Annotated in this window: 15 protein-coding genes; 8 read left to right on the forward strand and 7 right to left on the reverse strand. The window is 40.7% G+C overall.

Translation table 11 applies throughout. The features are described 5' to 3' along the window. Positions 1 to 70: 70 nt before the first annotated feature. Complete coding sequence (locus OSJ91_RS26545) at positions 71 to 1,117, forward strand: C40 family peptidase (RefSeq protein WP_350300645.1); 1,047 nt, start codon at positions 71 to 73, stop codon at positions 1,115 to 1,117. A gap of 288 nt (positions 1,118 to 1,405) precedes the next feature. After that, on the forward strand, positions 1,406 to 2,332 hold the full coding sequence (locus OSJ91_RS26550) for an LCP family glycopolymer transferase (RefSeq protein WP_101223786.1): 927 nt from the start codon (positions 1,406 to 1,408) through the stop codon (positions 2,330 to 2,332). A 21-nt stretch (positions 2,333 to 2,353) separates the two neighbouring features. Here the strand turns inward: OSJ91_RS26550 and OSJ91_RS26555 are convergent, their stop codons facing one another. The 3 genes from OSJ91_RS26555 to secA form a co-directional block, all read right to left on the reverse strand. After that, positions 2,354 to 4,138 (reverse strand): LTA synthase family protein, encoded by a 1,785-nt coding sequence (locus tag OSJ91_RS26555; protein WP_485890739.1) that lies wholly within the window; start codon positions 4,136 to 4,138, stop codon positions 2,354 to 2,356. Positions 4,139 to 4,382: 244 nt separating this feature from the next. Continuing rightward, positions 4,383 to 4,832: an SLAP domain-containing protein gene (locus tag OSJ91_RS26560; RefSeq protein ID WP_485890740.1), complete on the reverse strand. Its 450-nt coding sequence runs from the start codon at positions 4,830 to 4,832 to the stop codon at positions 4,383 to 4,385. Continuing rightward, positions 4,829 to 7,207: a preprotein translocase subunit SecA gene (gene secA / locus OSJ91_RS26565; protein WP_485890741.1), complete on the reverse strand. Its 2,379-nt coding sequence runs from the start codon at positions 7,205 to 7,207 to the stop codon at positions 4,829 to 4,831. Before secA ends, OSJ91_RS26560 begins: the two co-directional genes overlap by 4 nt. A 256-nt stretch (positions 7,208 to 7,463) precedes the next feature. Between secA and OSJ91_RS26570 the strand changes: the two genes are divergently transcribed. Together OSJ91_RS26570 and OSJ91_RS26575 are read left to right on the forward strand one after the other, a co-directional pair. Continuing rightward, a complete protein-coding gene (locus tag OSJ91_RS26570) occupies positions 7,464 to 8,879 on the forward strand; it encodes an alkaline phosphatase (RefSeq protein ID WP_485890742.1) in 1,416 nt (471 codons plus the stop codon). Positions 8,880 to 9,147: 268 nt separating this feature from the next. Beyond that, a complete protein-coding gene (locus OSJ91_RS26575; RefSeq protein WP_485890743.1) occupies positions 9,148 to 9,417 on the forward strand; it encodes a hypothetical protein in 270 nt (89 codons plus the stop codon). A 72-nt stretch (positions 9,418 to 9,489) separates the two neighbouring features. Here OSJ91_RS26575 and OSJ91_RS26580 read toward each other — a convergent pair whose 3' ends face one another. The 3 genes from OSJ91_RS26580 to OSJ91_RS26590 all read right to left on the reverse strand — a co-directional run bounded on the left by OSJ91_RS26580 (position 9,490) and on the right by OSJ91_RS26590 (position 15,658). Further along, positions 9,490 to 11,559: a SpoIID/LytB domain-containing protein gene (locus OSJ91_RS26580; protein WP_485890744.1), complete on the reverse strand. Its 2,070-nt coding sequence runs from the start codon at positions 11,557 to 11,559 to the stop codon at positions 9,490 to 9,492. Between the two features lie 259 nt (positions 11,560 to 11,818). Continuing rightward, positions 11,819 to 13,825 carry a penicillin-binding transpeptidase domain-containing protein gene (locus tag OSJ91_RS26585; protein ID WP_485890745.1) on the reverse strand — a complete coding sequence of 669 codons (2,007 nt, stop codon included), beginning with the start codon at positions 13,823 to 13,825 and terminating at the stop codon, positions 11,819 to 11,821. Between the two features lie 396 nt (positions 13,826 to 14,221). Then, on the reverse strand, positions 14,222 to 15,658 hold the full coding sequence (locus OSJ91_RS26590) for a hypothetical protein (protein ID WP_413020002.1): 1,437 nt from the start codon (positions 15,656 to 15,658) through the stop codon (positions 14,222 to 14,224). A 458-nt stretch (positions 15,659 to 16,116) separates the two neighbouring features. Here OSJ91_RS26590 and OSJ91_RS26595 point away from each other — a divergent pair, with 458 nt between their 5' ends. Continuing rightward, positions 16,117 to 16,260, forward strand: a complete 144-nt coding sequence (locus OSJ91_RS26595; protein ID WP_350300654.1) for a hypothetical protein — start codon at positions 16,117 to 16,119, stop codon at positions 16,258 to 16,260. A 28-nt stretch (positions 16,261 to 16,288) separates the two neighbouring features. Here OSJ91_RS26595 and OSJ91_RS26600 read toward each other — a convergent pair whose 3' ends face one another. Then, complete coding sequence (locus OSJ91_RS26600) at positions 16,289 to 16,606, reverse strand: hypothetical protein (RefSeq protein WP_350300655.1); 318 nt, start codon at positions 16,604 to 16,606, stop codon at positions 16,289 to 16,291. Between the two features lie 546 nt (positions 16,607 to 17,152). On the opposite strand from OSJ91_RS26600, the gene OSJ91_RS26605 reads away from it, so the two are divergent. From OSJ91_RS26605 to OSJ91_RS26615, 3 genes are all read left to right on the forward strand, one after another. After that, entirely contained in the window at positions 17,153 to 18,046 is an 894-nt protein-coding gene (locus OSJ91_RS26605; protein WP_137016494.1) for a helix-turn-helix domain-containing protein, read from the forward strand. Positions 18,047 to 18,745: 699 nt separating this feature from the next. Beyond that, positions 18,746 to 20,371: a hypothetical protein gene (locus OSJ91_RS26610; RefSeq protein ID WP_485890746.1), complete on the forward strand. Its 1,626-nt coding sequence runs from the start codon at positions 18,746 to 18,748 to the stop codon at positions 20,369 to 20,371. After that, positions 20,364 to 23,336 (forward strand): DEAD/DEAH box helicase, encoded by a 2,973-nt coding sequence (locus OSJ91_RS26615; protein WP_485890747.1) that lies wholly within the window; start codon positions 20,364 to 20,366, stop codon positions 23,334 to 23,336. Before OSJ91_RS26610 ends, OSJ91_RS26615 begins: the two co-directional genes overlap by 8 nt. Positions 23,337 to 23,425: the final 89 nt, after the last annotated feature.

Below are 23,425 nucleotides of genomic sequence, written 5' to 3' on the forward strand. Positions count from 1 at the left end.
AAATGTAATATGTTTAAACCTGTTTATTTTGTTAGAATAGGGAAAAAGACATATTTAGAGGTGGAAAATCGTGAAAAAAAGTGTTGTCGCATTTTCGACATTAGCCATTTTATCTTCGACTTTTGTTTCTCCTGCCCTTGCCGGTACATATACAGTCAAAAGCGGTGATAACTTAAGTAAAATCGCCCAGAAGCATAATACGACGGTAAAAGACTTAAAACAGCTTAATAACTTAAAATCAGACTTTTTGAGAATCAATCAAAAATTAATTACACCCAACTCCAAAACAACATCAACATCAAATGCTTCTTCAGTTTCCGTGAAAAAAACAAAGAAAACCACATATACCATTGTTTCAGGTGACACCTTAACCAGGATAGCAAACAAGCATAACCTTACACTTGCTGAATTGATGAAACTGAATAACTTAAAATCCGATAGAATTTATGCAGGTAACAAACTTATCGTATCTAAATCAACCACTACCACTACCATTGATTTACCCGGCAGCTCCAAACCATCCAATGTTACACAGACCCCAGTCAATTCGTCTACATACATTGTGGTAAAAGGTGACACTCTTTCCAAGATTTCAAGAAAAACCAACTTGTCTGTAGCTCAGCTTAAATCAATCAACTCTTTAAAGTCCGATTTAATCAGAGTGGGGCAAAAGCTAAAACTAAGTAAATCCGCAAGTACTGCCCCAGCTGATAAAAACGATGAAGGAAAAGTGGAAGCCCCAAGTTCGGGGAACAAAGTGGCCAAGCTCGTTTCCGAAGCAAAAAAATTAATTGGTACACCATATTCGTGGGCGGGTTCCTCCCCATCAGGTTTCGATTGCAGCGGATTCATTTACTATACATTCAAGAAGGCTGGGTATGACGTGCCGAGGCTTTCATCTTCCACATATTATGATATGGGTAAAAAGGTTACTTCACCGAAAAGCGGCGATCTTATCTTCTTTGCAACGGGTTCCAATAAATCAGTGGTAAGTCATATGGGAATCTACTTGGGCGGCGGGGAATTCATTCATGCCTCATCAAGCAAGGGAGTAACAATCAGTACTACTTCAAACTCTTATTTCAAGAGTAAAATCATCGGTTATAGAAGTCTATAAGATTTACTTGCCAGACTTTCTCTTAAAGTCTGGCAATTTCATGTAAAAGAATCATAGCTTCTTTTTCAGAAGTTATACTATTAACGAAACATTCTACTGATGTACTAACGAAGGAATTCGGTTTCTCTGGAATCCTTCGTTTTTTTTGGATGAAAAAAGGTAAATATGCACTCTAAGTACAAAAAGAAACTATTCTATTTTTGACAAAAAAAAGGTATAGTTAAAAATACCGACTAGGTACTTTTTCACACCTTCCATTTTGTGGGATGGTTAAGGGAGGAATATTAAATGAGATCCGAACATAAAAAAAAGAAAAAGAAACGCAAAACGTTTAAAATAATCGGCTTTACCCTTCTTATCCTTTTCATTGGCGCAGGTGTTTATGGCGCTTCAGTTTATCAATCATTAGCTGGTGCGATTAGCACTATGCAGGGTACAGCCCATAAAACGGATAAACGGGTAGAGGACATCAAGTTCAAAAGCAAAGATCCATTTTCATTGCTGATTCTTGGTGTGGATGAAAGGGAAAATGACTCAGGTCGATCAGATACGATGATTGTCATGACGGTTAATCCTAAAAAAGAATCGATCGAGTTATTGAGTTTACCGAGGGATACGCGTACAGAGATCATCGGTAAAGGTATAAATGATAAAATGAACCATGCCTATGCATATGGCGGAGTTGCCATGTCGATAAATACAGTGGAAGCCTATTTGGATATTCCGATTGATTATTACGTTAAAATGAATATGGAAGGCTTTCAGGATATTGTGAATGCTGTTGGTGGCGTTACAGTCGATAATGATATGGACCTTGCCTATAAAGGATATACTTTCAATAAAGGCACAATAGACTTAAATGGTAAAGAGGCCTTGATTTATTCCCGAATCCGTAAGGAAGATCCCCGTGGGGATTATGGTCGGCAAATGCGGCAACGCCAGGTTATCCAAGCTGTCATGAAAAAAGGGTCAAGCCTATCGACACTTACTAATTATGACGATATATTCGAAGCTCTAGGTAAAAACGTGGAAACCAATTTAAGTTTCAATGAAATGTTGAGCATCCAAAATAACTACAAATCATCCCTCAAAAATATTGAACAATATACACTTGAAGGTGACAATCAACGGGTAGATGGCGTTTGGTACAACATCGTTCCTGAAGATACAAAGCTTGAAGCCCAAAATCGTGTGAAAACGCATTTAGGATTATAAGAAAAAAGAGGATGGCTTTTATCAGTCATCCTCTTTTTTCTCTTCCTTCATTTGTTTAAAGTAATCAGAGCGCAACACTTGATCACTCAGATCAATCTCCTTTTGGTCTTCTGGTGAAAATTCTCCGACCTTGCCTTCCCCATTTATTTTCATTTGAGAACCATAATCCCCTTTTAATATCAAAGCATCGCCATCTTCGCCATTCAGCATGCTCTCTCCAAAGTATGAAGAACTCTTAATATTGAACAGATCATATAGAGTTGGTAAAATATCGATTTGGCCCGCTACCTTATCAATCGTTCTCCCTTCCATATCCTCCTGATAAATGATCACGGGAATGGGCATATATTTTTCAATCCACTCTTCATCGCTAATTTTACTACCGTAATACGCTTCAACCTCGTGTTTATCTTTTAAAAATAGCCCATCATGATCTCCGTAAATGACAATCACGCTGTCTTTCAATTTCCCGTCATCCTTCAACCTCTTTACGAAATCCCCGATGGCTGAATCTGTATAATGAATGGCTTCAAAATATTTAGTCAGGTAACTGTTCTCTTTTCCAGCTTCAGGCTTCAATGTTATCTGTTCCTTTGGCAGCGAAAAAGGTACATGGCTGGTCAATGTAACGAAAAAAGCGTAATAGGGATTTTGTTTATCTTTTAAGAAATCATAGCTTTGCTTGAAGAAACTGCGGTCTCCCACCCCCATCGAAATCATCTCATCTTGCGACATATCCTCTATGGAAAGATAGTCATCAAACCCTAGCGAGGGATATGCATGCTGCCTATTCCAAAAGTCTTCTTCATCTCCGTGGAAAGCAAAACTTTGATAATCCGACTTTTTTAATTCCTTAGCAAGACCCGGAAAATCATTATATGGGAATCGAAAAAAGGTCGCACCCTGCTTTAAAGGAAATAATCCGGTATTCACGATAAGCTCTCCGTCAGATGAATTCCCAAATACCGTCTGTGGATAAACATGGGGAAAGTACAGCCCCCCTTTCGCCAGTTCATTCATGAATGGCGTGACCTCCTGCCCGGCACTGCTTTGAAATAGCGGAAACGCCTGTAAAGATTCCACCTGAATGATGATGAGATTCTTCCCCTCCAAGGAGCCTGAATGCCCATTTTCCTTTCTTTTCTTTTTATTGAAGTAATCAGAAACGGCCTTCTTTTCTTGCAAAGACATTCCATGCCTTCCCGAGTCAGTAAAGTAGGCATACGTATCCAATGCGTGATGACCGATCGGGCCCCAGTTTCGCAAGAAGGTATTCGCCTCATAGCGCCTGGTTATATCTACTTTGTCGATAAAAATGTTCTTGACCGGCTTCAATCCTGCTATCATCAGGAATATTATGGCCGGTACAAGCGCCATATGCTTGAGGGGGTATTTTTTCTTCACAAATGACTCAGCAATTGGAATGCCTACCAGAAGAAAGATTGCATCCTTCATTTCCATCATACTGAATATACTTTCACCAAGCCCATTCAGGTTGCTTTTTTGCATCCACATATAGGATGTTATAGGTGTCGAATAATAACGGTAAAACCAGATGTCCCCAAGGAAAAAGACCATGATCGAAAGAAGGAAAACTGAAAAAATGATGCCTTTTACGATTCGATTCGATATCCATTCCTTCAGATAAACAATAAAACCGGCAACACCGATGATTATCGTAATTATCCCAATAGAAAGACCGTTACCCATCCTATCATTCGTATAAATGAAAAGTATGGCCACGATTGAGAATGACAATAACTCAAATAGCCTCTCCTTCAAGCGTTGTTTACGGTTATTCTTCATGCTCCTGCCACTTTCCTCTTCATTATTTCCAAGCCTTGGTTAAGCCTGATTGCGGAAGATTACTTATAAATATTACTTAGCGTTGCCATTTATGAGAAGTTGCACACAGAAAACGGCATAAATATTTGGCACTAATGACTTCCTTTATAAACAAAAAGCCTTCATCACTAAAAGGATGAGGGCTTTGCTTTGGATCTCCGGTAAAATAGCTGTCGGTTGCCGCTAGACTCATGCGGGTATTTCCCTACTTTCTCTTCCATTCAAAAGCAATCTTCCAACCTTTATCAGGAATCGATTCCGTCAACATATCCCCTTCCTCGAATAAGAAACGCCATGGCATGCTTGAAAGTGCTGGAAGTTCACCAAGCTCTGAAAGATCGAATGCCTTCTTTGCGAGGAATTTTCCATCTCCATCAACTAACAGTAAATCCACGATATCAAAACTGACAGCTTTCTCTATTGAATTTCGTAGAAAAGCCTCTATGATTACATCATCTTCCACCCTAGTCAGCTTGATGCCGGATAATGAAATTTGGTTCGGTTTTAATGCAGGAAGCCTTTGATGGTGGAATTTATATACATATTCTTCTTGCTTGGAAATTTCCCACCCCTTGTGAAACATCAGGGCAGTATGAACGGTGTCATCCTGATCTGATAACTTTTGTGTATTATCCTTTTTTCCAAATAAACTCATCGTTCCTCACCCTCCAAAGCAGCTTCATCTTCCTGATTGCTTTTCATATACTCCATAAAACGGATGCTTATCTCCGACTCAATTTTACTTAATAGAAGGTTAAATTGACTGAGAGCTGCTTTTTCAAACAACGTATATGGGTCCTGCTGGCCATATCCGCTTAAACCAACGCCTTCCTTCACACTGTTCATTTGATCCAGGTGGTTCATCCAATTTGTATCGATATGCTGAAGCATGAAAGCGCGCAACTGGTTTCCCCATTCTGCATCGTTCTGAAAGATCACCAGTCTCGATTCAAATTCACCTAAAGCATCCAACGCCATACCTTCTATTTTGCCTACTAAATCCTGCAAATCACTTGCCTGCCATCCCAACGACTGGAAAACAGGGGAAAGCTCTTCAATAAAGGCAGCGGAACCAGGTTCCATCTTATCTTCAGGGGAATATTTCACTGTAAGCCGATTAATGTATTTTTCGATATATTCAAGTAAAATGGCAGACATCCGTCCAGGCTCCATATCAAGAATCCGATCTCTCATTGCATAGATGATTTTACTCTGCTCATTTAATGCATGCTCTAACTTCAATAAATGGTAACGGCTTGATTGATGCATTTGCTCTACCGTTTCCTGAACCATTTTAACGAATTTATCGGGTGCAGGGCTCAGCACCAATCCATTTTCATCCATTTTGATTTTCTTGATATAACGTCCGATTTCTTCTTCATCATAGTAATCAAACAAGTCATCTTCCAAAGAAATGATGAATTGTGTTGAACCAGGATCACCCTGCCGGCCGGAACGTCCTCTTAGCTGCATATCGATCCGACGGCTCTCGTGTCGCTCCGTACCGATAATATGAAGGCCGCCCAATTCCTTGACATCATCTCCAAGTATTATATCCGTTCCTCGCCCAGCCATGTTCGTAGCCAGCATCACTTGATTTTTTTGCCCGGCATTCGCGATGATTTCCGCTTCATCCTCTTCCGTCTTCGCATTTAGGATTTGATGTTTAATTTTCCCCTTCTCTAGTTGAACCGAAATTTTTTCAGATTGCTCAATGGAGGTCGTTCCGATCAGTATGGGTCTGCCTCCACCATGAATCCGTTTTACTTCCGTGACGATTTTATTGATTTTGCTTGTTTCATCTTTATAAATCAAATCTACCTCATCAACTCGAATAATAGACTCATTAGTTGGAATTTCAATGACGGGGAGCTGATATATTTCCCGGAATTCAGACTTTGATGGCATGGCACTGCCTGTCATCCCAGACATTGAATGATATAATCGAAAATAATTTTGGACGGTAATCATAGCCTGTGTTTCATTCTCTTCGGAAATCTCCAAGCCCTCTTTTGCCTCAATCGCTTGATGAAGCCCCTCACTGAAGCTTCGCCCTTCCATCACCCTGCCTGTGAATTTATCGATGATTGCAATCTTTTCATCGATGACAATGTAGTCGACATCCAATTTCATGATTGCATGGGCTTTTAGCGCCTGTGTAACATTATGTAATAGCTCTTGATGCTCGATTCCATATAGATTGTCGATACCAAAGGCCGCTTCAATCTTGGAAGCCCCTTGATCCGTGAAAAAGGCGGACTTTGAATCGATGTAAATCTCGTAATCCTCATTTTCTACAAATGACTTCATGATTTGTGCCGTGATCTGGTGAAGCTCGGTTCCGTCGCTTGCCCTGCCCGCAATGATTAATGGTGTCCTCGCTTCATCAATCAGGATGCTGTCAATCTCATCGACAATGGCAAATCGGTGTCCTCTTTGAACCTTGTCTTCTCTTCGGTAGACCATATTATCACGCAAATAATCAAAACCGAACTCTGTTGCCGTCCCATACGTGATATCCGCCGCATACGCATCACGTTTCGCGGAAGGCCCCATTTGGGAAATGTTCAAATCAACCGTCAAACCTAGATATTCTAGAATTTGTCCCATCAACTCTTTATCACGTCTGGCCAAATATTCATTGGCCGTAATAATATGCACACCATTACCGTACAGTGCATGTAAATAGCTAGGCAAAGTGGAGACAAGCGTCTTCCCCTCGCCCGTATTCATTTGTGCAATGCCCCCTTCACTCAGGACAAAACCGCCTGCAAGCTGAACATCATGGTGCCTAAGATTCAATACTCGCTTGGAAGCCTCCCTCACGACCGCAAAAGCTTCGGATTGTATATCCAATATATTAACACCAGCATCCAATACGCTTTTAAATCTATCCTTCATTCCGCTTAATTCCAGATCTGAATATCTTTCATATTTACCCTCTAGCCGATTCACTTCTTCTACCAACTTATAAATTCTCTTCAAGTCTTTAGAACCTTCTTTGAAGAACTTTTTCATACTGGATAGCATAGGGTTTTCTCTCCTATTATTTCAATTGAACTTTAGTGAAATTATATCAGTTAAGTATTTACTGTTTATAAATTATCAACTCCATATTGTAATTATATAGAAATTCTTTCTTTTTTTGAAAGATAAATTACACAAAAACCGACTGGATGCCGCTAACCGTGCTAAAAAGCTTAGCTCCATCCTGAATATCAGGGAGGGGTTTTTTTATCGATTTAGACAAATAATAGGAAGACTTTCACCCAATGGAGGATTACAGATGAATAAGACATCCAGACATAAACCGCATCGCTTCGGATTATTCGTTCTTATAATTTGTTTTATTTACATGAGCTCCCCTATTCAAGCAGAAACAAAAAACACCCCCAAGAATGTCATATTGCTGATTGGCGACGGCATGGGGTTAGGGGCGATAGAAATTGCCCGGCAATTTGAATATGGAAAGACAGGTGTACTGCATTTGGAAAAACTGGAGCATGTTGCCCTGATGCGCACGTATTCCGCCAATAATTACGTCACTGACTCGGCAGCAGGAGGATCTGCGATTGCCACTGGTGTAAAAACGAACAATGAATCAATCGGTGTCGATGCCAATGGTTCCGAGGTCGATAGTGTATTGGATGCCTTTCAGAACAATGGAAAAAAAGTTGGGATCATCTCAACCAATATGGTAGTCGATGCCACGCCCGCTGCCTTTGGTGCAAGTGTTCCTAACCGCTGGACAGGTGGCGCAAATATCGCAAGGCAGCTCTTTGATAACCGGATCGACGTCATCCTCGGCGGAGGTGCCAGCTATTTTGAGGCGGATAAGCAGAATGGCGAGGATTTAATCGGTAAATTTAAACAAGCTGGCTATGGGATTACGACGACTAAAGAAGAACTTAGTTCCATAAATAAACCGGAAAAACTTTTAGGATTATTTCACCCTACCTATATGAATTTTAAACTGGATAAAGAAGTATTACATTCTCAAGAGCCATCTCTAACCGAAATGACATCCAAAGCGTTGGATATTTTATCACGGGGTGATAAGGGATTTTTCTTGATGGCCGAAGGTGCGCGTATTGACCATATGGAACATGCAGCCGATATCACTGGAATATGGAAAGAAACGATTGAATTTGACCAAACCGTGAAAAAGGTTGTCAATTGGGCAAAAAATCGTAATGATACCTTGATTGTTGTCCTTGCAGACCACGAAACAATGGGGACATCCGCTTCTGAAACAATGGATATCACTGCATTGAAAAAAATCAGGGTTTCATCTGAATATATGTCAAAACAACTCACATTCGATAAAAATAATGAAATCAATCCAGAAAGTGTCGTTTCCACATTCAAGAATTATGCACATATATCCCTTACTGAACAGGAAGTCGGTCAATTCATCGATAACGTAAGAAAAAATAAAACGCTTGTCTATCCACAGCATCAAATAGATTGGGAAATTGGAAGCACCATCGCCAGGCATTATAAGGCGGGTGTAGCTGATCGAAGCATACGGGCGGCCAGTTCCACAGGAGGACACACAGCCAATATGATTCCCGTTTTCGCTTCGGGTCCAGGCAGTGAAGCCTTTGATGGAGTCATTGAAAATACGGATATTTCGAAAATCATCACAAAAGCCGCCGGTGTTCCGTTCACACCCGGGCAGCATAAAACAACAGAGGAATGAAATCATTACTTCCTTTTTTAAGTTTCTTTCTCATTAACCGTCTGGATTTTTTCGGTATTCTTTTCTTTTAAGTTGCGTTTACTCAAGATTTGGGGCATTTCTTTGAAGTTTTGGAGCATTAACTCATGAGGTTGGTGGATCTGCTCGTTGATTTGCGATTTACTCGTGAGTTTAGCGCATTTACTCGTGAGGTTGGTGCTTTTACTCATGAGTTCATGCTTTACTCGTGAGTTTAGCGCATTCACTCACCAATTTGAGGCTTTTACTCGTGAATTTTGTGCTTTCACTCGTGAGTTTGCGCCTTTTACTCGTGAATTCGTGCTTTACTCGTGAGTTTAGCGCACTTACTCGTGAGTTTGAGGCTATTACTCGTGAATTTTGTGCTTTTATTCGTGAGTTTGCGCCTTTTACTCGTGAATTTTGTGCGTTTACTCGTGAGTTTGCGCCTTTCACTCGTGAGTTTGGTGCTATTACTCGTGAATTCGTCTTTACTCTTGAGTTTGGTGCTTTTACTCTGAGTTTGCGCCTTTACTCGTGAATTTTGTGCTGTTTTCTTGTATTTACTATTTATAAGGACAAAAAAAGACGCCATACGTGACGTCCTACTCTTTCACTTTTTTATGTATTTTTTTAATACATACCCAATTTGGCTTCCCTTTTTCACTTTATACCATTCATCTTGTTGAGCCAGTATCGTTACAGCTTGGTCCCTGTATAGATTGCCAATCGTTTCAGAAGTTGCATTTCTACTTTCTTTAATAGATAATTTGCTTGCTGTCACTATTCCCGTCGTCTTCCTAATCGAGATTTTCGTTGAAATGGTTTTCTGATTGTCACTCTCATCCTTAGCGGAGATTTTTACCGTAAATATCCCGTTGGAGATATTTTTGAAATCCCAGGTTGCCGATTGACTGCCTTTATTGAACTGCCTTTCATTAAGGATGCCGACAACCTTACCTTTACTGTTCTTGATTTCCACCGTTACATTAGCGTTTTCATTAATTGTATACGTTATGTTCGCTTTCTCGGTACTGTAATCACCCGATGTATTGATATCGGTGATTTTAGGTGCCGACGTATCTCTACTGATTTTTATCGCCATTGTTTCCAAACCTTCATTCCCGCCTCGGTCCATTGCTGATAATTCTGCTTCATATGTCCCGTTACTCACCGCTTTTGTGTTCCAGATTGCTGAATGGGTACCCTTTTTCATTGTTTGATCACGGACTGGGGTAGCTATAGATTTACCTTTACTATCTTTAATCGTGAGAGTTATCACAGCATCTTCTTTTAGGGTGTATCTGATTCCAACATCATCATTTAAATGATCCGCCTTCGCTTTCATGTTTACTGAATTCGGCTCCTCCTTTACAACAATATCCTTTTTAGATCCGGCACTTGGTCCATATTCCTTTTCTATAATTGTGTCAGGATAATAAAAACCCAAAATATCTTGATATGAGTGTCCTGCTTCCGCTCTGTTTTTCGCTCCAAACTGACTTAGTCCGACCCCATGCCCATATCCTGATCCTTCGATTGCAATTTTGGAAGGATCGGAAGATGAATGGTCAACCAAATAGCTTTTCATCACCTCTTGCCCCACCATGCCCCTGATTTTGGAAGCCGCTACATTAGTAAGCTTAACCGTTTGCTGCAAAAGTTTTCCCCTGTCATCAAAGAGATCCCTTACATAGAAATTCAGTTGGATGGAGCCTTTCGTAACACGGCCACCCGTTTTATCATCTGTAAAAGTTAACAAGGGAATCTCCGTTATTTTAATATCTTTCTTCGCATATCCATTATTCTTCAGCCAAGCCTTCAGCTTCGGCACAACCTTTTTATCTTTTTCCTCTACACTTGTCCACCATTCTTCAGGTTTAGATAAATCCATTTTTGACAGGTCGATTTGCTGCTTGTCCAGCGTTATCGCCCAATTGGTTTTCGAATCATATAAATCTTTTTTTATAGATAGATATGCAAGAGGGTTGCCTCTTGACCAAACATTTGAATTCAATTCGGTCATTCCTCCATTGCTTGATGAAAAGAACGCTTCGATTATTTCGCCATCATGTTTGATTACCATGCCCTTTGTCTGTTCAATGGCTGAATCAGTTCGATAGTGACCGGCAGCCCCGCCATATACTTGGTAAGAAACCGTATCATCAATGATTGTCGATTGATGGCGAAGTGCATACGTCCGAGCGGCAATCGCCTGTGCTTTTAAGGCTTCGGCATGCCATAGTGCGGGCATCTCCAGCGGGACAACGCCCTTTAGATAATCTTCAATGTAAACAGCATTGATTGGCCGGATGTAACCGTCCTCCGCTGTAAATGAAAATGAGCCTTGATACGGACGGCCGTTTATGGACAATGAAGCATCAGGTTTTACTGGCATTACCTTAAAGGAAGCATAAGAACCCGTTTTCTTAGAGCCTTTGTAAACGGCAAGTTTAGCCGACTCCGCTTTCAAAGTCTGACTTTCACCCGCCTTGATGAATATCTCTCCCATTGAATTACGGTAGTCCCCGGTTGCCGTTAATTTAACACTGGTTCTATTCCCCAAATAATTCTTCAGTTTCACTTCCATCGTTGTATTCTCTTCCGCTGCCGTTGCTTCATGAGAAGGAAATGCAAAAAAAATGATAAAGAAAGCGATAAACAAATACTTTAAACTTCTCATTCCCCTTCATCCTCATTCCTTTTCTATTTATCTTTCAAATATTTTTGAATTAATCCTGTTCAATCCATTGGCATGAGAAAACTGTTTACTTGTGGTTACTGAACTCTCTTTTACATTCTGTATGTACGACTCATTATCCTTCAAATCCAGCTTTATTGTCGTAACAAATTGGAATCCACAACCTAATAAAAGCAGGACACGGAAGAAACCATGTCCTGCTTTTATTTTGGTAAATGGTGCTGATGGGTGACTTTTTTCTTTACTTCAAATACTTCTTCAACACCGGTTTCATTTGATCGACAACGACATGGCTGCCGCCTCGGCCTTTTACATCTTCAATCATCCATGCCATGAGAAGTTCCGGGTCTTCTGTGTCCATGGCAACGAACCAGCCATTTTCTGTTCCGTCCGCATTTTTGGATGCCTTGATTTCAGCAGTTCCCGTTTTGGCAGCGATTTTGATGCCAAGATCATCTATTCCATGTCCACTTCCCTTAGGATGTTCCACTACTTGTGTCAGCATCTTGGTGACCTGATTTGCTTGGTCTGCTGATATCGCATTTTCTTTCCATATTTTCTTTTCTATTTTATCTCCTGTTATTAACGAAGGTGCCAGGATGTTTCCTTCATTCAAGAAGGCTGAATAGGTCATGGCGAGATGAAGCGTACTCATTTGGACTTGCGCTTGACCATATCCGGCGTCCGCCAAACGTCCCTCACTGTCGACCTTACCGATGCTCGATGCTTTGATCGGATAATCGTAATTCAAAGACTCATCAAATCCGAATGCCTTGAGTCCATTTGTGAATTTTTCCTTACCAAGACCCAGAGCTTTTTGGGCAAAGTAAATATTGTCTGAATAAATTAATGCCTTTTCCATATCGATTGGAACACCTGGGTCCGAAACCCTTGTAATGGAATGATCTTTCCATGTCGATTTGGCCCATGTTTTCCCTTGAATATTTATCGACTCTTTCGGATCCACACCATTTTTCAAAGCGATTGCCGCAGTGATGGCCTTAATGGTTGAACCAGGTGCAAACGTCGAACTGAAGCGGTTCAGAAGTGGTTTTTTCGGGTCTTCTTCAAGCGCTTTTTGTTCCGCTTTCGTTATTCCAAAAATATATTTATTAGGATCAAATGACGGACTTGAAACAAGTGCAAGCGTTTCGCCTGTCATCGGATCAATTGCCGATGACGATCCGGCTTCATTCTTATATTGCTCGAAGATATCCTTTTGAAGCTCGGCGTCGATGGTCAATGTAATTGTTTCTCCCTCTTCAGCAGGCTTTTCAGCAATCACTTTTTCTTCGCCATCTTCGGTTTTAATAAAGATTTTACCGCCAGGTTTGCCTTTAAGCCGCTCTTCCAACACTTCCTCAAGACCGCGCTTGCCAATAACATCACTTGCGGTATATCCTTTTCCTTTCAATTTCTCCAAATCCTCGGCCGATGCCTCACCGACATATCCAATTAGATGGGCGGTAGCCTCTTTATATGGATATATGCGTTCTTCTGTATTATTGACAGATACACCAGCAATGCTTAATAGCTTTTCCAAGGTTGCAGTATTATCATTTGACATTTTCTTGATGGGCACGAAATAGCTTGGCTTTACCCATGATTGTTTTAATTTCTGATTCACTTCGTCGGTGGACATATTGAGGATTCCAGCGACCTTTTTAACCGTTTCGGATTCATTGGCCATTTTCTCTGGCACGATTCCCACTTCTGCAACCGTTCCATTCATGGCAAGGCCGCGTTCATTTCTATCGACAATTTCCCCGCGAATGGCTGGATACGATTCAACCGATACCTTCTCGCCAGCTTTCAATTGAGGGAATATGTAGCTTTCATTCCACTTGATGTACCAATTTTCTTCCTCGCCTTCCCCTTCCTTGACAAGTGTCGCTTTATGATCGGAGCTGACAGCACCCGCCATAGTGGACATATCAACGGTATATGAAAGGCTTACCTTTTCTCCGTCTTTATGGTCTTTCTCTTCTTTTGGCTGTTTATAGTCCACCTTTAATTGGTCGGCTTCTATGCCCGTATAGATTTTTTCATAACGCTTTGCAAATTCATCCGCACTGATTTTCTTCTTTGTCTCAGGCGACAGATACTCGTACATCTTTGCAAAATCCTGTTTATTCCAAAGCTTCGTGTATGCCTCAAAGCGATCTTCCGGACTTGGCTCATCCGAGCATCCGGCCAGAAACAATACGCTCAACAACAATAAGCTGGAAATTAAAGCTAGTTTCTTCATGATTTCCTCCTAATGAATAGTTAGAATGATATACCTATAGTTTAGCAAAATATTAGGTGAATGGGGGATTTTGTATGCCGAATTTCTTCATTTTTCTAATTAACCATGTTTTTTCTAAAACAAAAGTCCTGTACATAATGTACAGGACTTTTGTTTTAGAAAAAATAGAAGAGGGGCCAGTTCGCAAAAATGATCCAGTTAATTTCAGGAATCCGCTCCCTTTCCGCCGACTGTCTGCTAACAATCTAAAGAGGGTTTCATCCAAGGAGACCCGCAGGCGGAAAGCGAGTGCCTAGAGGCAACGTTCAAATTGTACAAACCCTTAAAAAACGTAGGCAAACTCGATTTTAATCAAGTTTGCCTACAGTCTGATTCCTGTACATAATGTTCAGGATTCTAAAGCATTCTTTTTTTTCGGCTTTTTTTCTCTTGGAGCCATTTTTTCAAGAAGAAAAAGCCCAGGATGCTAGAAATGACTAGGCCGCTTGTAGTCACAATGACAGCTACCCATTCGTATAAGCTGTAATTCATATAAGCTTTCCACGGTAATTTCCCTTTCCAATCTTCAATATATAGATTCATTCCGAATATCCCGGAGACAACCGTATAAATCGTTAGTATTTGCAAAAGATAATTACTGCTTTTCCCAGACAGTTTATCCTGATTTTGATAAAGGTAGGAAAGTGTTTCCTTCACTTCTTTGTAGAGAGGGGCAATCCTGAAGGTTTCATCCGTTTTTTTGAAGAGCTCTTTACCGATTGCCGTACTATTGACTTCAGTGAATAAGTATTTTGCAGAAAACTCAGTGATCATGAAAATCAGCTGTTCTGTATCCGATTGATCTTTTTCCACATCTATCTGGGAATGTTCATGTGCCAATTTGAGCAGTACGATTTTATAATAGAAGAAAATCAACACTGTATAAAAATGCTGACCATACATTTCACTAGCCAGTTCCCGTTCAAGTTTACCTGTCGCTTTCGTGACACACGCGAAATGATACATGCTAGTTACATAATAGGTTTCCTTGCCCCACCTGTCATATACTCTTTCTTGATAATACTTTTCGATATAATCAGGATTTAATGCGCCTATATATGGCTCACCATCATTGTCATACCCGTTCAGTTCACTGATCCGGAATAAGTCATTTTTAGAAATATCACGATCCTCAGGGAATGCCGTATAACTGATCACGTACATTCTTTCATCGATGAAGAAGGGCAAACTGCCAAAATAGGTCGGGTCCGCTTGTTCTTCATCTATATATTCCTCAATTGGCGGCAATAGTTCATTGAAGATGAAATCCTTCACTTGTTCATACTGATTTTCCCGACAGCCGACTTTCGTTTTTTCCTCATCATCAGCAATCGGTTCAAGGATTCGGAATGTATCGCCAAAATAGAGTACATCATCATTTGAAAGCCCTTCAGGTAAAGTAATACGAAGATTCATCATGCCAATATGAAATGGGCATATGAAGATATCGATAGAGTCAATAATAAATGGGGTATTTAGATAGGGTGATTCGAAGGTACAATCAATATCCAGTTTTTTCGTGAAACGCCGCAAGCCTTCCTTCTGTTTGGCATTACTCGGAAATAAAATCGGCTCGATGTAAGGCATGAAATACTTTTCAAGTTTACGGTGCGAAACTTTATGACCACCGTAAAATTGATTTTGTTGTTCCATATCTTTCAAGTTCAAAAAAACGAAATTGTCCTCAAACAACTTTTCCACAAACTTTTCAATCTTATTTCCTTCAAGCGTAAATGGAAAAATGTACTGCTGGAAAGTTCGCTTCGTGGGATCATTCTTTACTTTCACATCCATAAAATATATTCCTCCGATTAAACTGCGATGAACACAGGTTTAATTCATCATGTTTCTTATATTTACCCATGTATATACAAACAAAACGAAACATATTATAGAAAAAAAGTGGACAAATTACCCAAATAAAAAAAATCCCCCAAGCATGTGCACGGGGGCCATCGAAAAGAGTTCTTCAACCCTCTTCACTTTAGGGTACTAGAAACTGATGTTTCTAATGAAAAATCCGATATTCGGACCATTTTAACATTTATTTTAAGTATGATAAAATACGGTATTTCTCCATATTTGGGCTTTTCCTCTTACTATCATCTAATAAATCCTTATATGCAGGGATTCACAGAAGAAAATATAACTACAGGAATAATTGCAAGATCTTTTGTTCATCCCTTTATCATTAAAATCACGTTTTAACTAAGAAAAAGTGGGTAAATAAAAAAAAGCAAAGGAGAGACATCATGAAATCCGATAGCATTAAACAACACTTTAAATTTTTTGAAAGAACAAATAACGCTAAACCAAGTGAGCGGAAACAAATGAGCGATTTCATCAAAAAGAAAATGAATGCTCAAAACAGTCATTTAAATGGCAAAAACTCATGACATATGGGATGTCATGAGTTTTTATCATTTAAAATGCGATTTCATTACCTTGAAGGTTGTGCTTCACACATTTCTTGATACCGATTACATTCAAAAAATGTTGAATCTTCTTCATCGAGGTCGCCTGATATTCATCCACAATGGTAAACTCTTTAAGATAAGCGATTTTTTCTTGTACATCTGTATCTATATGATCTTGGCTGGATTCTTTATCATCTGATTTTTTGCATGTGTACACCACAGCTTCACCAATTTTCCTGGTTGCCTTATCAAAATAAAAAGAAAACACAATGGCACATTCATCATCGTAAAAAGAGGGTTGAACTTTCATATTAATATCAATCATTAACCTTACACCTCTCTCCGTTTTGTTATATACACTATAACAAAATCATTAAAAGGAAATAGGCGTTACAAACTACGCTCACGTTTCTTCAACACCTACCAAATGGACCTTACACTCCCCATTCATAGATAATTATAACTACAGGAATATGCGCAAAAGAATAATCATTTAATAATAATAAAAAAAAACATCTTCAATTGAAGATGCTTGAATGATTGATAGGAAGCTTCATTTACTTATTTATATAAACCTGGAAGTTCTGCGTAAAGGCCTGGTAATTCGCTTGGGACAATAACAAAAGCAGCGATGATAAGAAAAGATACGACTAATGCTTTAGTACTTTTTTTCATAGGTCATTCCTCCTTTTCTTTTAAAAAAATATTGGTTAAAATAGAAAATAATTCTATAGTTATATTTAACCACAATTCTTAAAATCATATATTTCGACTAAAGAATCTTTTTAAACCGTTCAGGACCTGTACATACCGCTTTCACCGATTTTTCATAACAAAATATAACTCTAGGCATATTTTAAGGAGAATCAAAATGGATTTTTTTGCAGTTGGACAAAAGATCAAAGAGCTACGTAAACAAATCGGGCTTTCCCAGGAAGAGTTGGCAACCGGTATTTGTACACAAGCACAGATCAGTAAGATTGAAAAGGGCGATGTCTATCCATATGCATCCACTCTCTACTTAATTTCCCAACGTTTAGGCGTTGATGTAAACTATTTTTTTGATATTGGAATGACCCCTAGGCTGGATTACGTGGAAGAAGTGATTTATCAATTAAAAATAGCCAGAAGAACCCGAAATTATGAGGAAATGCAGCAAATTGTAAAGGCTGAGGAAAACAGTCCCCTCTTTCTTCAAAATAAAAAGAATCATCAATTGATTCTTTGGCACAAGGGAATATACGAATATGAAAAAAATAAAGATTTAGATAAAGCCATAGAATTCATCAATAAGGCCATCTCCATTACTCATACGACTGATAAAATTTATTCGGAACGGGAGCTTGAAATCTTAAGCAGTCTTGGTGTAATGTATGTTGCCGAAGAACAATACGAAAATGCATTTGCCTTGTTAAGGAAAGCTTTAGATCACTTGAAAGCCCTGCCTTTCTTGACGGATAAAACGCTAAAGACGCGCCTTTCCTATAATTTTGGCAGAGTGCTAACACGCCTTGGCCGATACGAAGAGTCCATTGCCTGCTGCCAAGATGCCATAAAGTGGTGCCTCGAACATGATCAATTATATGCTTTAGCGGATTTACATTACCATTTAGGATACAATTTTGAACTCGTAGGTAACTTTGAAGAGGCAAAAGAGTACTTGGAAAAATCTGCGTTTCTATTCAAATTACAAAAAAACCATACCTTTGTTACATTCATCAACAAAAAGCTGGACAGTTGGAAGAACGAAATGAAAATAAACTAATTCTATAATTTGGAGCCATTTCCCCGGGAATGGCTCCAAATTATAGACAAACTCGATGCCTCCAGGCACTCGCTTTCCGCGGGCGGTCCGTTCTCGGATCCTATGCGCCTGCGGGTCTCCACTTGACGCTCTTTCCCCGCAGGAGTCTCGCACATTGTTCCAATCTACTTTGCATTAATTTATATATAGAACCCCTTTTGTCTACAAACTGAGCAATTCATCAGGAGTATATAATTTCTCATACTCATCATTTCCAAAACCTCTAATCTACATTTTAAATTCCAAGCCAAAATGAAGTATAATAAAGAGATGCTTCAAAAAAGCAATTTCAAAAAAGATTCCTGCCCTCATCACTTGGTATTGTGAAGCGTGATGAGGATGAAGGATTTGAGGCATGTTAAAGTGATTGCCAGTTATTCCTGTTTATATCCGAACCGCTTATATTCAAGGGGATTTTTGACGATATTGACTTTTACAGGGTTTTTATGAATATACGGCTAGAAGCAGTGATGGTTTGTTCGATTAAATGGATTTGAACGTAAAGAGAACGGCCATAGTCCGGCATTTGATCTGGGATGTAATATATGCACCCCCAGAAATAGGCCGGGGCGGGATTACGATAAGTTAAAGAACTGATGGTTCATGATCATACAAAAATATAATTTTGGTATACAGGGCTTGTCCCTGAAGGAGGAGAGTATGGAGCGGGAGTTGTTGTTAGTTGGGGAGCGGCTGGCGGAATTTTTGGAGGCCGGGGATCCGGAAGATTCGGATGTGGTGAATCAAGGACTCCAGTTATACCGTCAGGGGCTCGTTGATATTAAAGAAGAAGCGGCGGATACGATTGCGGCTGAGGTACAGGATGTGACACGCTTTAAGGCCAGGCTGAATCTGCTCTTCCCGCAGGATGGAAGCTGTACATGTGATTCAAGGTTCATTTGCCGGCATCAAATGGCCGTTTTCTTTTCTGCATATTCCGAACATGCTAGTGTTTCCGAATGGCTGAGCGATTGGAAATCACCAAAAAACACCTCAACGGCCCAAGCACTGCAGCAAGTGAAACCGGCAAGTGAATTACTTAAACAGTCGGCAGGGAAATCCATCATCTTAGATAAAAGCTATCCATCATGGAAGCAATTCGTGAATGATGCATTTGCTGAACATGTCGAGCCTCATATAGGTGAGGCTACTTATATGATTGAAAATCATATACAGACTTACTTTAAACGCCTTAGCTCAAAAGCTCCAATGGAAAGGGAATGGAAATTGCTTTATCATTTCGTTACCCAATTTTGCACGATGCAGCAGACACTGAGAATGATTCAGCTGCATAAAAGTGAGACGCAAACGATCCGGGTCTTTTATGCCCTTGCCGTCGACCTGGCAGAGGAGCTTCATGAAACGGTACAGCCGCTTAGCAGGCAAGCGAGGCCCTTCGCCTTTGATCCCTTCGTTTTCAGCATCAAGGAAGATGTAGCTAAACTGCTGGATGGAGGAGAAGGCCTGGAATACGAAAAGATCGACCTCTACCGGGAGATATGGAGCTACTTATTCTCCAACTCCTCATGGCGTAAAGAGGAACTGGAACGAATCAATAAAGAACTTCCCGAGAAGTATATGGGCACCACTGAGAGGACGTCCTATTCCCTCGCAGCGATTCACCTATCCCTTTTGGAGAACCATGATAAACAAGCGATTGGGCTTCTTCATGAATTGAAGAAGGAAGCCTGTCCATACATTTTTTATTGGCTGAATCTCCTGGCTGAATCCGACAACCGGGCACGGGCTATCCCTTTCATTGAATTCATCAATAATAATGTCCAGGAGTTCCTTGCCAGTTTATCCGATTATTATAAACGGGTGGATTTCGTCCGGACCTTTACGACTTTAATTAACAGTTGCTGTTATAAATTAAAACGGACCGATTTACTTGAGAAATTTTACAGGGCCACCCTTCCGCACAGCTATTGGAACTATGCAAACTTCCTTTTTGAACAAGGACAATATAAAAAATGGGTGGAGATGCATATTTACTCAGAAATCAGCATTGACTTAATCAGCAGTGAATCCATCAAAGAAGTGGTCTCAAAAGAACCGGAACTAATCCTGCCCCTTTATTATCATGCGGTCCAGGAAAAAGTTTCTTTGAAAAATCGGCCTGCTTATAAGCAAGCTGTCCGTTATTTGAAAAGGATGCGCACCATCTATAAAAAGAGCAAAAAGGAAGACGTATTCGAACGATATATACTTTATGTAGCAGATTCGACTAAACGGCTTCGCGCTTTCCAAGAAGAACTAAAAAGGGGTAAGCTTATCGATGTTTAATCCAGGGAAATTAAAAATCAAAATAGCGGCTCTCGAAAATGGAACTTACGCCCTTGGTGTCGTCAATGAAGAGAATACCTTCCTCACCACGAATTATATACGCAGGCTGTTATTCAACTGGGATGACGCAAGCTTTTATGGCACTAAAATGACTACTGATATAGTGGATGGAAATCAGGTATTCATACTTGACGCTTGGGGACTTCTCAATTTTTTTGCGAGGGAAAGCTTCAACTCCTTCATAGAATGGGAATGGTCCGAGATATCCTCCCTTTGCCTGTCCGCAGCTCCCGTTCTTCATGAATCCATTGAAGCTGGAATCCCCGTACCGGATTTCACCAATCTTCAATTGGACTCCATCGGCTGGAAGCTGCCGGAAGAAGTGGAAGAGGAATTCGTCCCTTCCTTTTGGGAAGAAGAAATATCTTTGGATCTTCCTTCACCTGAACTGGAAACCAACCGTACTTTTATTGAAAAGTGGTATAACGGGGCCGCTAATATGTATTTAAAAAACTATTCACCCATGCAGCATAAATGGAGTGAAGCCGTCGGGGCATTAAAGGATACACGACTTTCTCCCGAAGAATTGCAGGCCTTTTTTGACAAAGACAGCTGGCAGGAATGGCTCGGTACCCTGCCCGATCCCAAACCATTCACTATAGGTCTCCGTTTAACTGAACCTCCTGATGGCAACGGGCCTTGGATACTCGATGTTACCCTTCGTTCCAAAAGGGATGAGAATATCATTGAAACATATACAGGAAAAAAACTTCCGCGCGGCTGGAATAAGTATGCAAGTGATGTGGTGCGTGCTACGAAACGCTGGCAACTCGTCGTGCCATGGCTTGGGGAGAATGGCCGTCTGAAAAGGGAGATTTCAGAAACGGATGCATGGGAGTTCTTGACCGATGCAAGCGAAAAGCTCCTGTTTCTTGGCGTCGAAATTCTCCTTCCATCGTGGTGGCTTGCCTTGAAGGAGTCCTCATTGAAGGTCAAGGCGAAAGTGAAGAGCCAATCGAACCGCGGCCCTTCTTATGTCGGGTTAAAAGCTTTAATGGACTTTGATTGGCGGTTCTCATTAAATGGCAAGGAGCTCACTGAGGCGGAGTTCGAGGAGCTCGTCAATGAAAAAAGGCGGCTTGTCTTCATCCGCGGCCAATGGGTCAAGCTTGACCCTGCTTTCATTAAGCAAATTCAAGAGCTGATGGAAACAGCCAATGAAAAAGGCATCCAACTGACTGACTTGCTGCAGCAGGAACTGTTGAATGGCGTAAATGAAGATGGCGATGGCGATTCTGAAAACGACGAAATGCTCCGGATTCAATTTGAATTGAACCAGGAGCTCCGTAAAATGGTGGGAAGGCTCCGGGAAACCAAAAACATATCCATCCTGCCCGTCCCTAATGCACTTCAAGGTGATTTACGCCCCTATCAAAAACTGGGCATGAGCTGGCTCCTTTTTTTAAGGGAGCATGGTTTTGGTGCATGTCTAGCCGACGATATGGGACTTGGAAAAACCGTCCAGATGATTGCCTACCTACTTCATGTTAAAGGCAAAGAAAGGGCCGGTAAAGAGCTGCCCACTGCGCCCAGGGATGAACAAAAGAGTGAACCGATCATCGTCGAAGAGGTTATCAGCGCGGAGAGCAGTGATGAGGGTGAGGTCATTACCACTGCCCCCGAATCCGTCTCTGTACAATCGGCGCTCATCGTCTGCCCGACATCGGTACTTGGCAACTGGCAAAAAGAATTGGAAAAATTCGCTCCATCACTTAAAGTTCACCTACACTACGGATCGAATCGTGCTAAAGGTGAGGCATTTACTAAACTGGCAGCCGACCATGATATTGTCTTAACATCATATGGACTGACCCACCAAGATGTGGCTGAACTGACCTCCATACATTGGAGCAGTGTTATCCTTGATGAAGCACAAAATATCAAGAATGCCCAAACGAAGCAATCCAAAGCGGTCCGCAAGCTAAATGGCAGACATCATATCGCCCTATCGGGTACGCCGATGGAAAACCGTTTAAGTGAGCTATGGGCGATTTTCGACTTCATCAACAAAGGTTATCTCGGAACGCTAGGTCAGTTTCAGGAAAAATATGTGGCGACCATCGAGCGTGATGATCAGAAGGATAAAATCAAGGAATTGCAGCGTTTGATACAGCCATTTTTGCTTCGCCGTACAAAGCGTGATAAAGAAGTCGCTCTTAATCTTCCGGATAAGCAAGAACAAAAGGAATTCGTACCGCTTACCACCGAGCAAGCATCGTTGTATGAGCAACTGATTAAAGATACATTCACTGATATCGAACAACTGTCTGCCTTTGAAAGAAAAGGCATCATCCTCCAGATGCTGAATAAGCTAAAGCAGCTTTGCAATCATCCAGCTCTTTACTTGAAAGAAATGGAAAAGGAAAACATCATGAAGGCACCTAACCGATCTGGCAAACTCGAGAAGCTGACCGAGCTTATCGATGCTGTTCGCGAACAGGATGAAAGCTGTCTCATTTTCACACAATATATCGGGATGGGCAATATGATTAAAGAATTGCTGGAAAAACGATATGGCTTTGAAGTGCCATTCCTGAACGGGAGTGCGAACAAGAAGCAGCGTGATGAAATGATCACCCGATTCCAAGATGGGGATTTCCCTATTTTCATACTCTCGTTGAAAGCAGGCGGCACTGGACTTAATCTTACAGAAGCAAACCACGTGATTCACTATGACCGCTGGTGGAACCCAGCTGTTGAAAATCAAGCAACCGACCGTGCTTACCGAATTGGGCAACAGCGTTTCGTTCACGTTCATAAGCTAATCTGCACAGGGACCCTGGAAGAAAAAATCGACCAGATGCTTGATAAAAAGCAAGCCCTGAACGACGAGATCATCAGCAGTGACAACTGGATCACCGAACTTTCCACAGAGGAAATCAAGGACCTGGTTGCTCTTCAATAACCTGATTTCACGTTATGATGATGATTGAAGGCAAAAAAACAGGGGAATGCATATATGATATGCATTCCCCTGTTTTTATACATAAGCGT

The organism is Bacillus sp. T-10(2022), from assembly GCF_056502895.1.

Bases quoted from the DNA above. Each gene is read 5' to 3' on its own strand.
- OSJ91_RS26550 (WP_101223786.1), top strand. From the start codon at position 1,406: ATGAGATCCGAACATAAAAAAAAGAAAAAGAAACGCAAAACGTTTAAA.
- OSJ91_RS26555 (WP_485890739.1), bottom strand. From the start codon at position 4,138: ATGAAGAATAACCGTAAACAACGCTTGAAGGAGAGGCTATTTGAGTTA.
- OSJ91_RS26560 (WP_485890740.1), bottom strand. From the start codon at position 4,832: ATGAGTTTATTTGGAAAAAAGGATAATACACAAAAGTTATCAGATCAG.
- secA (WP_485890741.1), bottom strand. From the start codon at position 7,207: ATGCTATCCAGTATGAAAAAGTTCTTCAAAGAAGGTTCTAAAGACTTG.
- OSJ91_RS26570 (WP_485890742.1), top strand. From the start codon at position 7,464: ATGAATAAGACATCCAGACATAAACCGCATCGCTTCGGATTATTCGTT.
- OSJ91_RS26580 (WP_485890744.1), bottom strand. From the start codon at position 11,559: ATGAGAAGTTTAAAGTATTTGTTTATCGCTTTCTTTATCATTTTTTTT.
- OSJ91_RS26585 (WP_485890745.1), bottom strand. From the start codon at position 13,825: ATGAAGAAACTAGCTTTAATTTCCAGCTTATTGTTGTTGAGCGTATTG.
- OSJ91_RS26590 (WP_413020002.1), bottom strand. From the start codon at position 15,658: ATGGATGTGAAAGTAAAGAATGATCCCACGAAGCGAACTTTCCAGCAG.
- OSJ91_RS26595 (WP_350300654.1), top strand. From the start codon at position 16,117: ATGAAATCCGATAGCATTAAACAACACTTTAAATTTTTTGAAAGAACA.
- OSJ91_RS26600 (WP_350300655.1), bottom strand. From the start codon at position 16,606: ATGATTGATATTAATATGAAAGTTCAACCCTCTTTTTACGATGATGAA.
- OSJ91_RS26605 (WP_137016494.1), top strand. From the start codon at position 17,153: ATGGATTTTTTTGCAGTTGGACAAAAGATCAAAGAGCTACGTAAACAA.
- OSJ91_RS26610 (WP_485890746.1), top strand. From the start codon at position 18,746: ATGGAGCGGGAGTTGTTGTTAGTTGGGGAGCGGCTGGCGGAATTTTTG.
- OSJ91_RS26615 (WP_485890747.1), top strand. From the start codon at position 20,364: ATGTTTAATCCAGGGAAATTAAAAATCAAAATAGCGGCTCTCGAAAAT.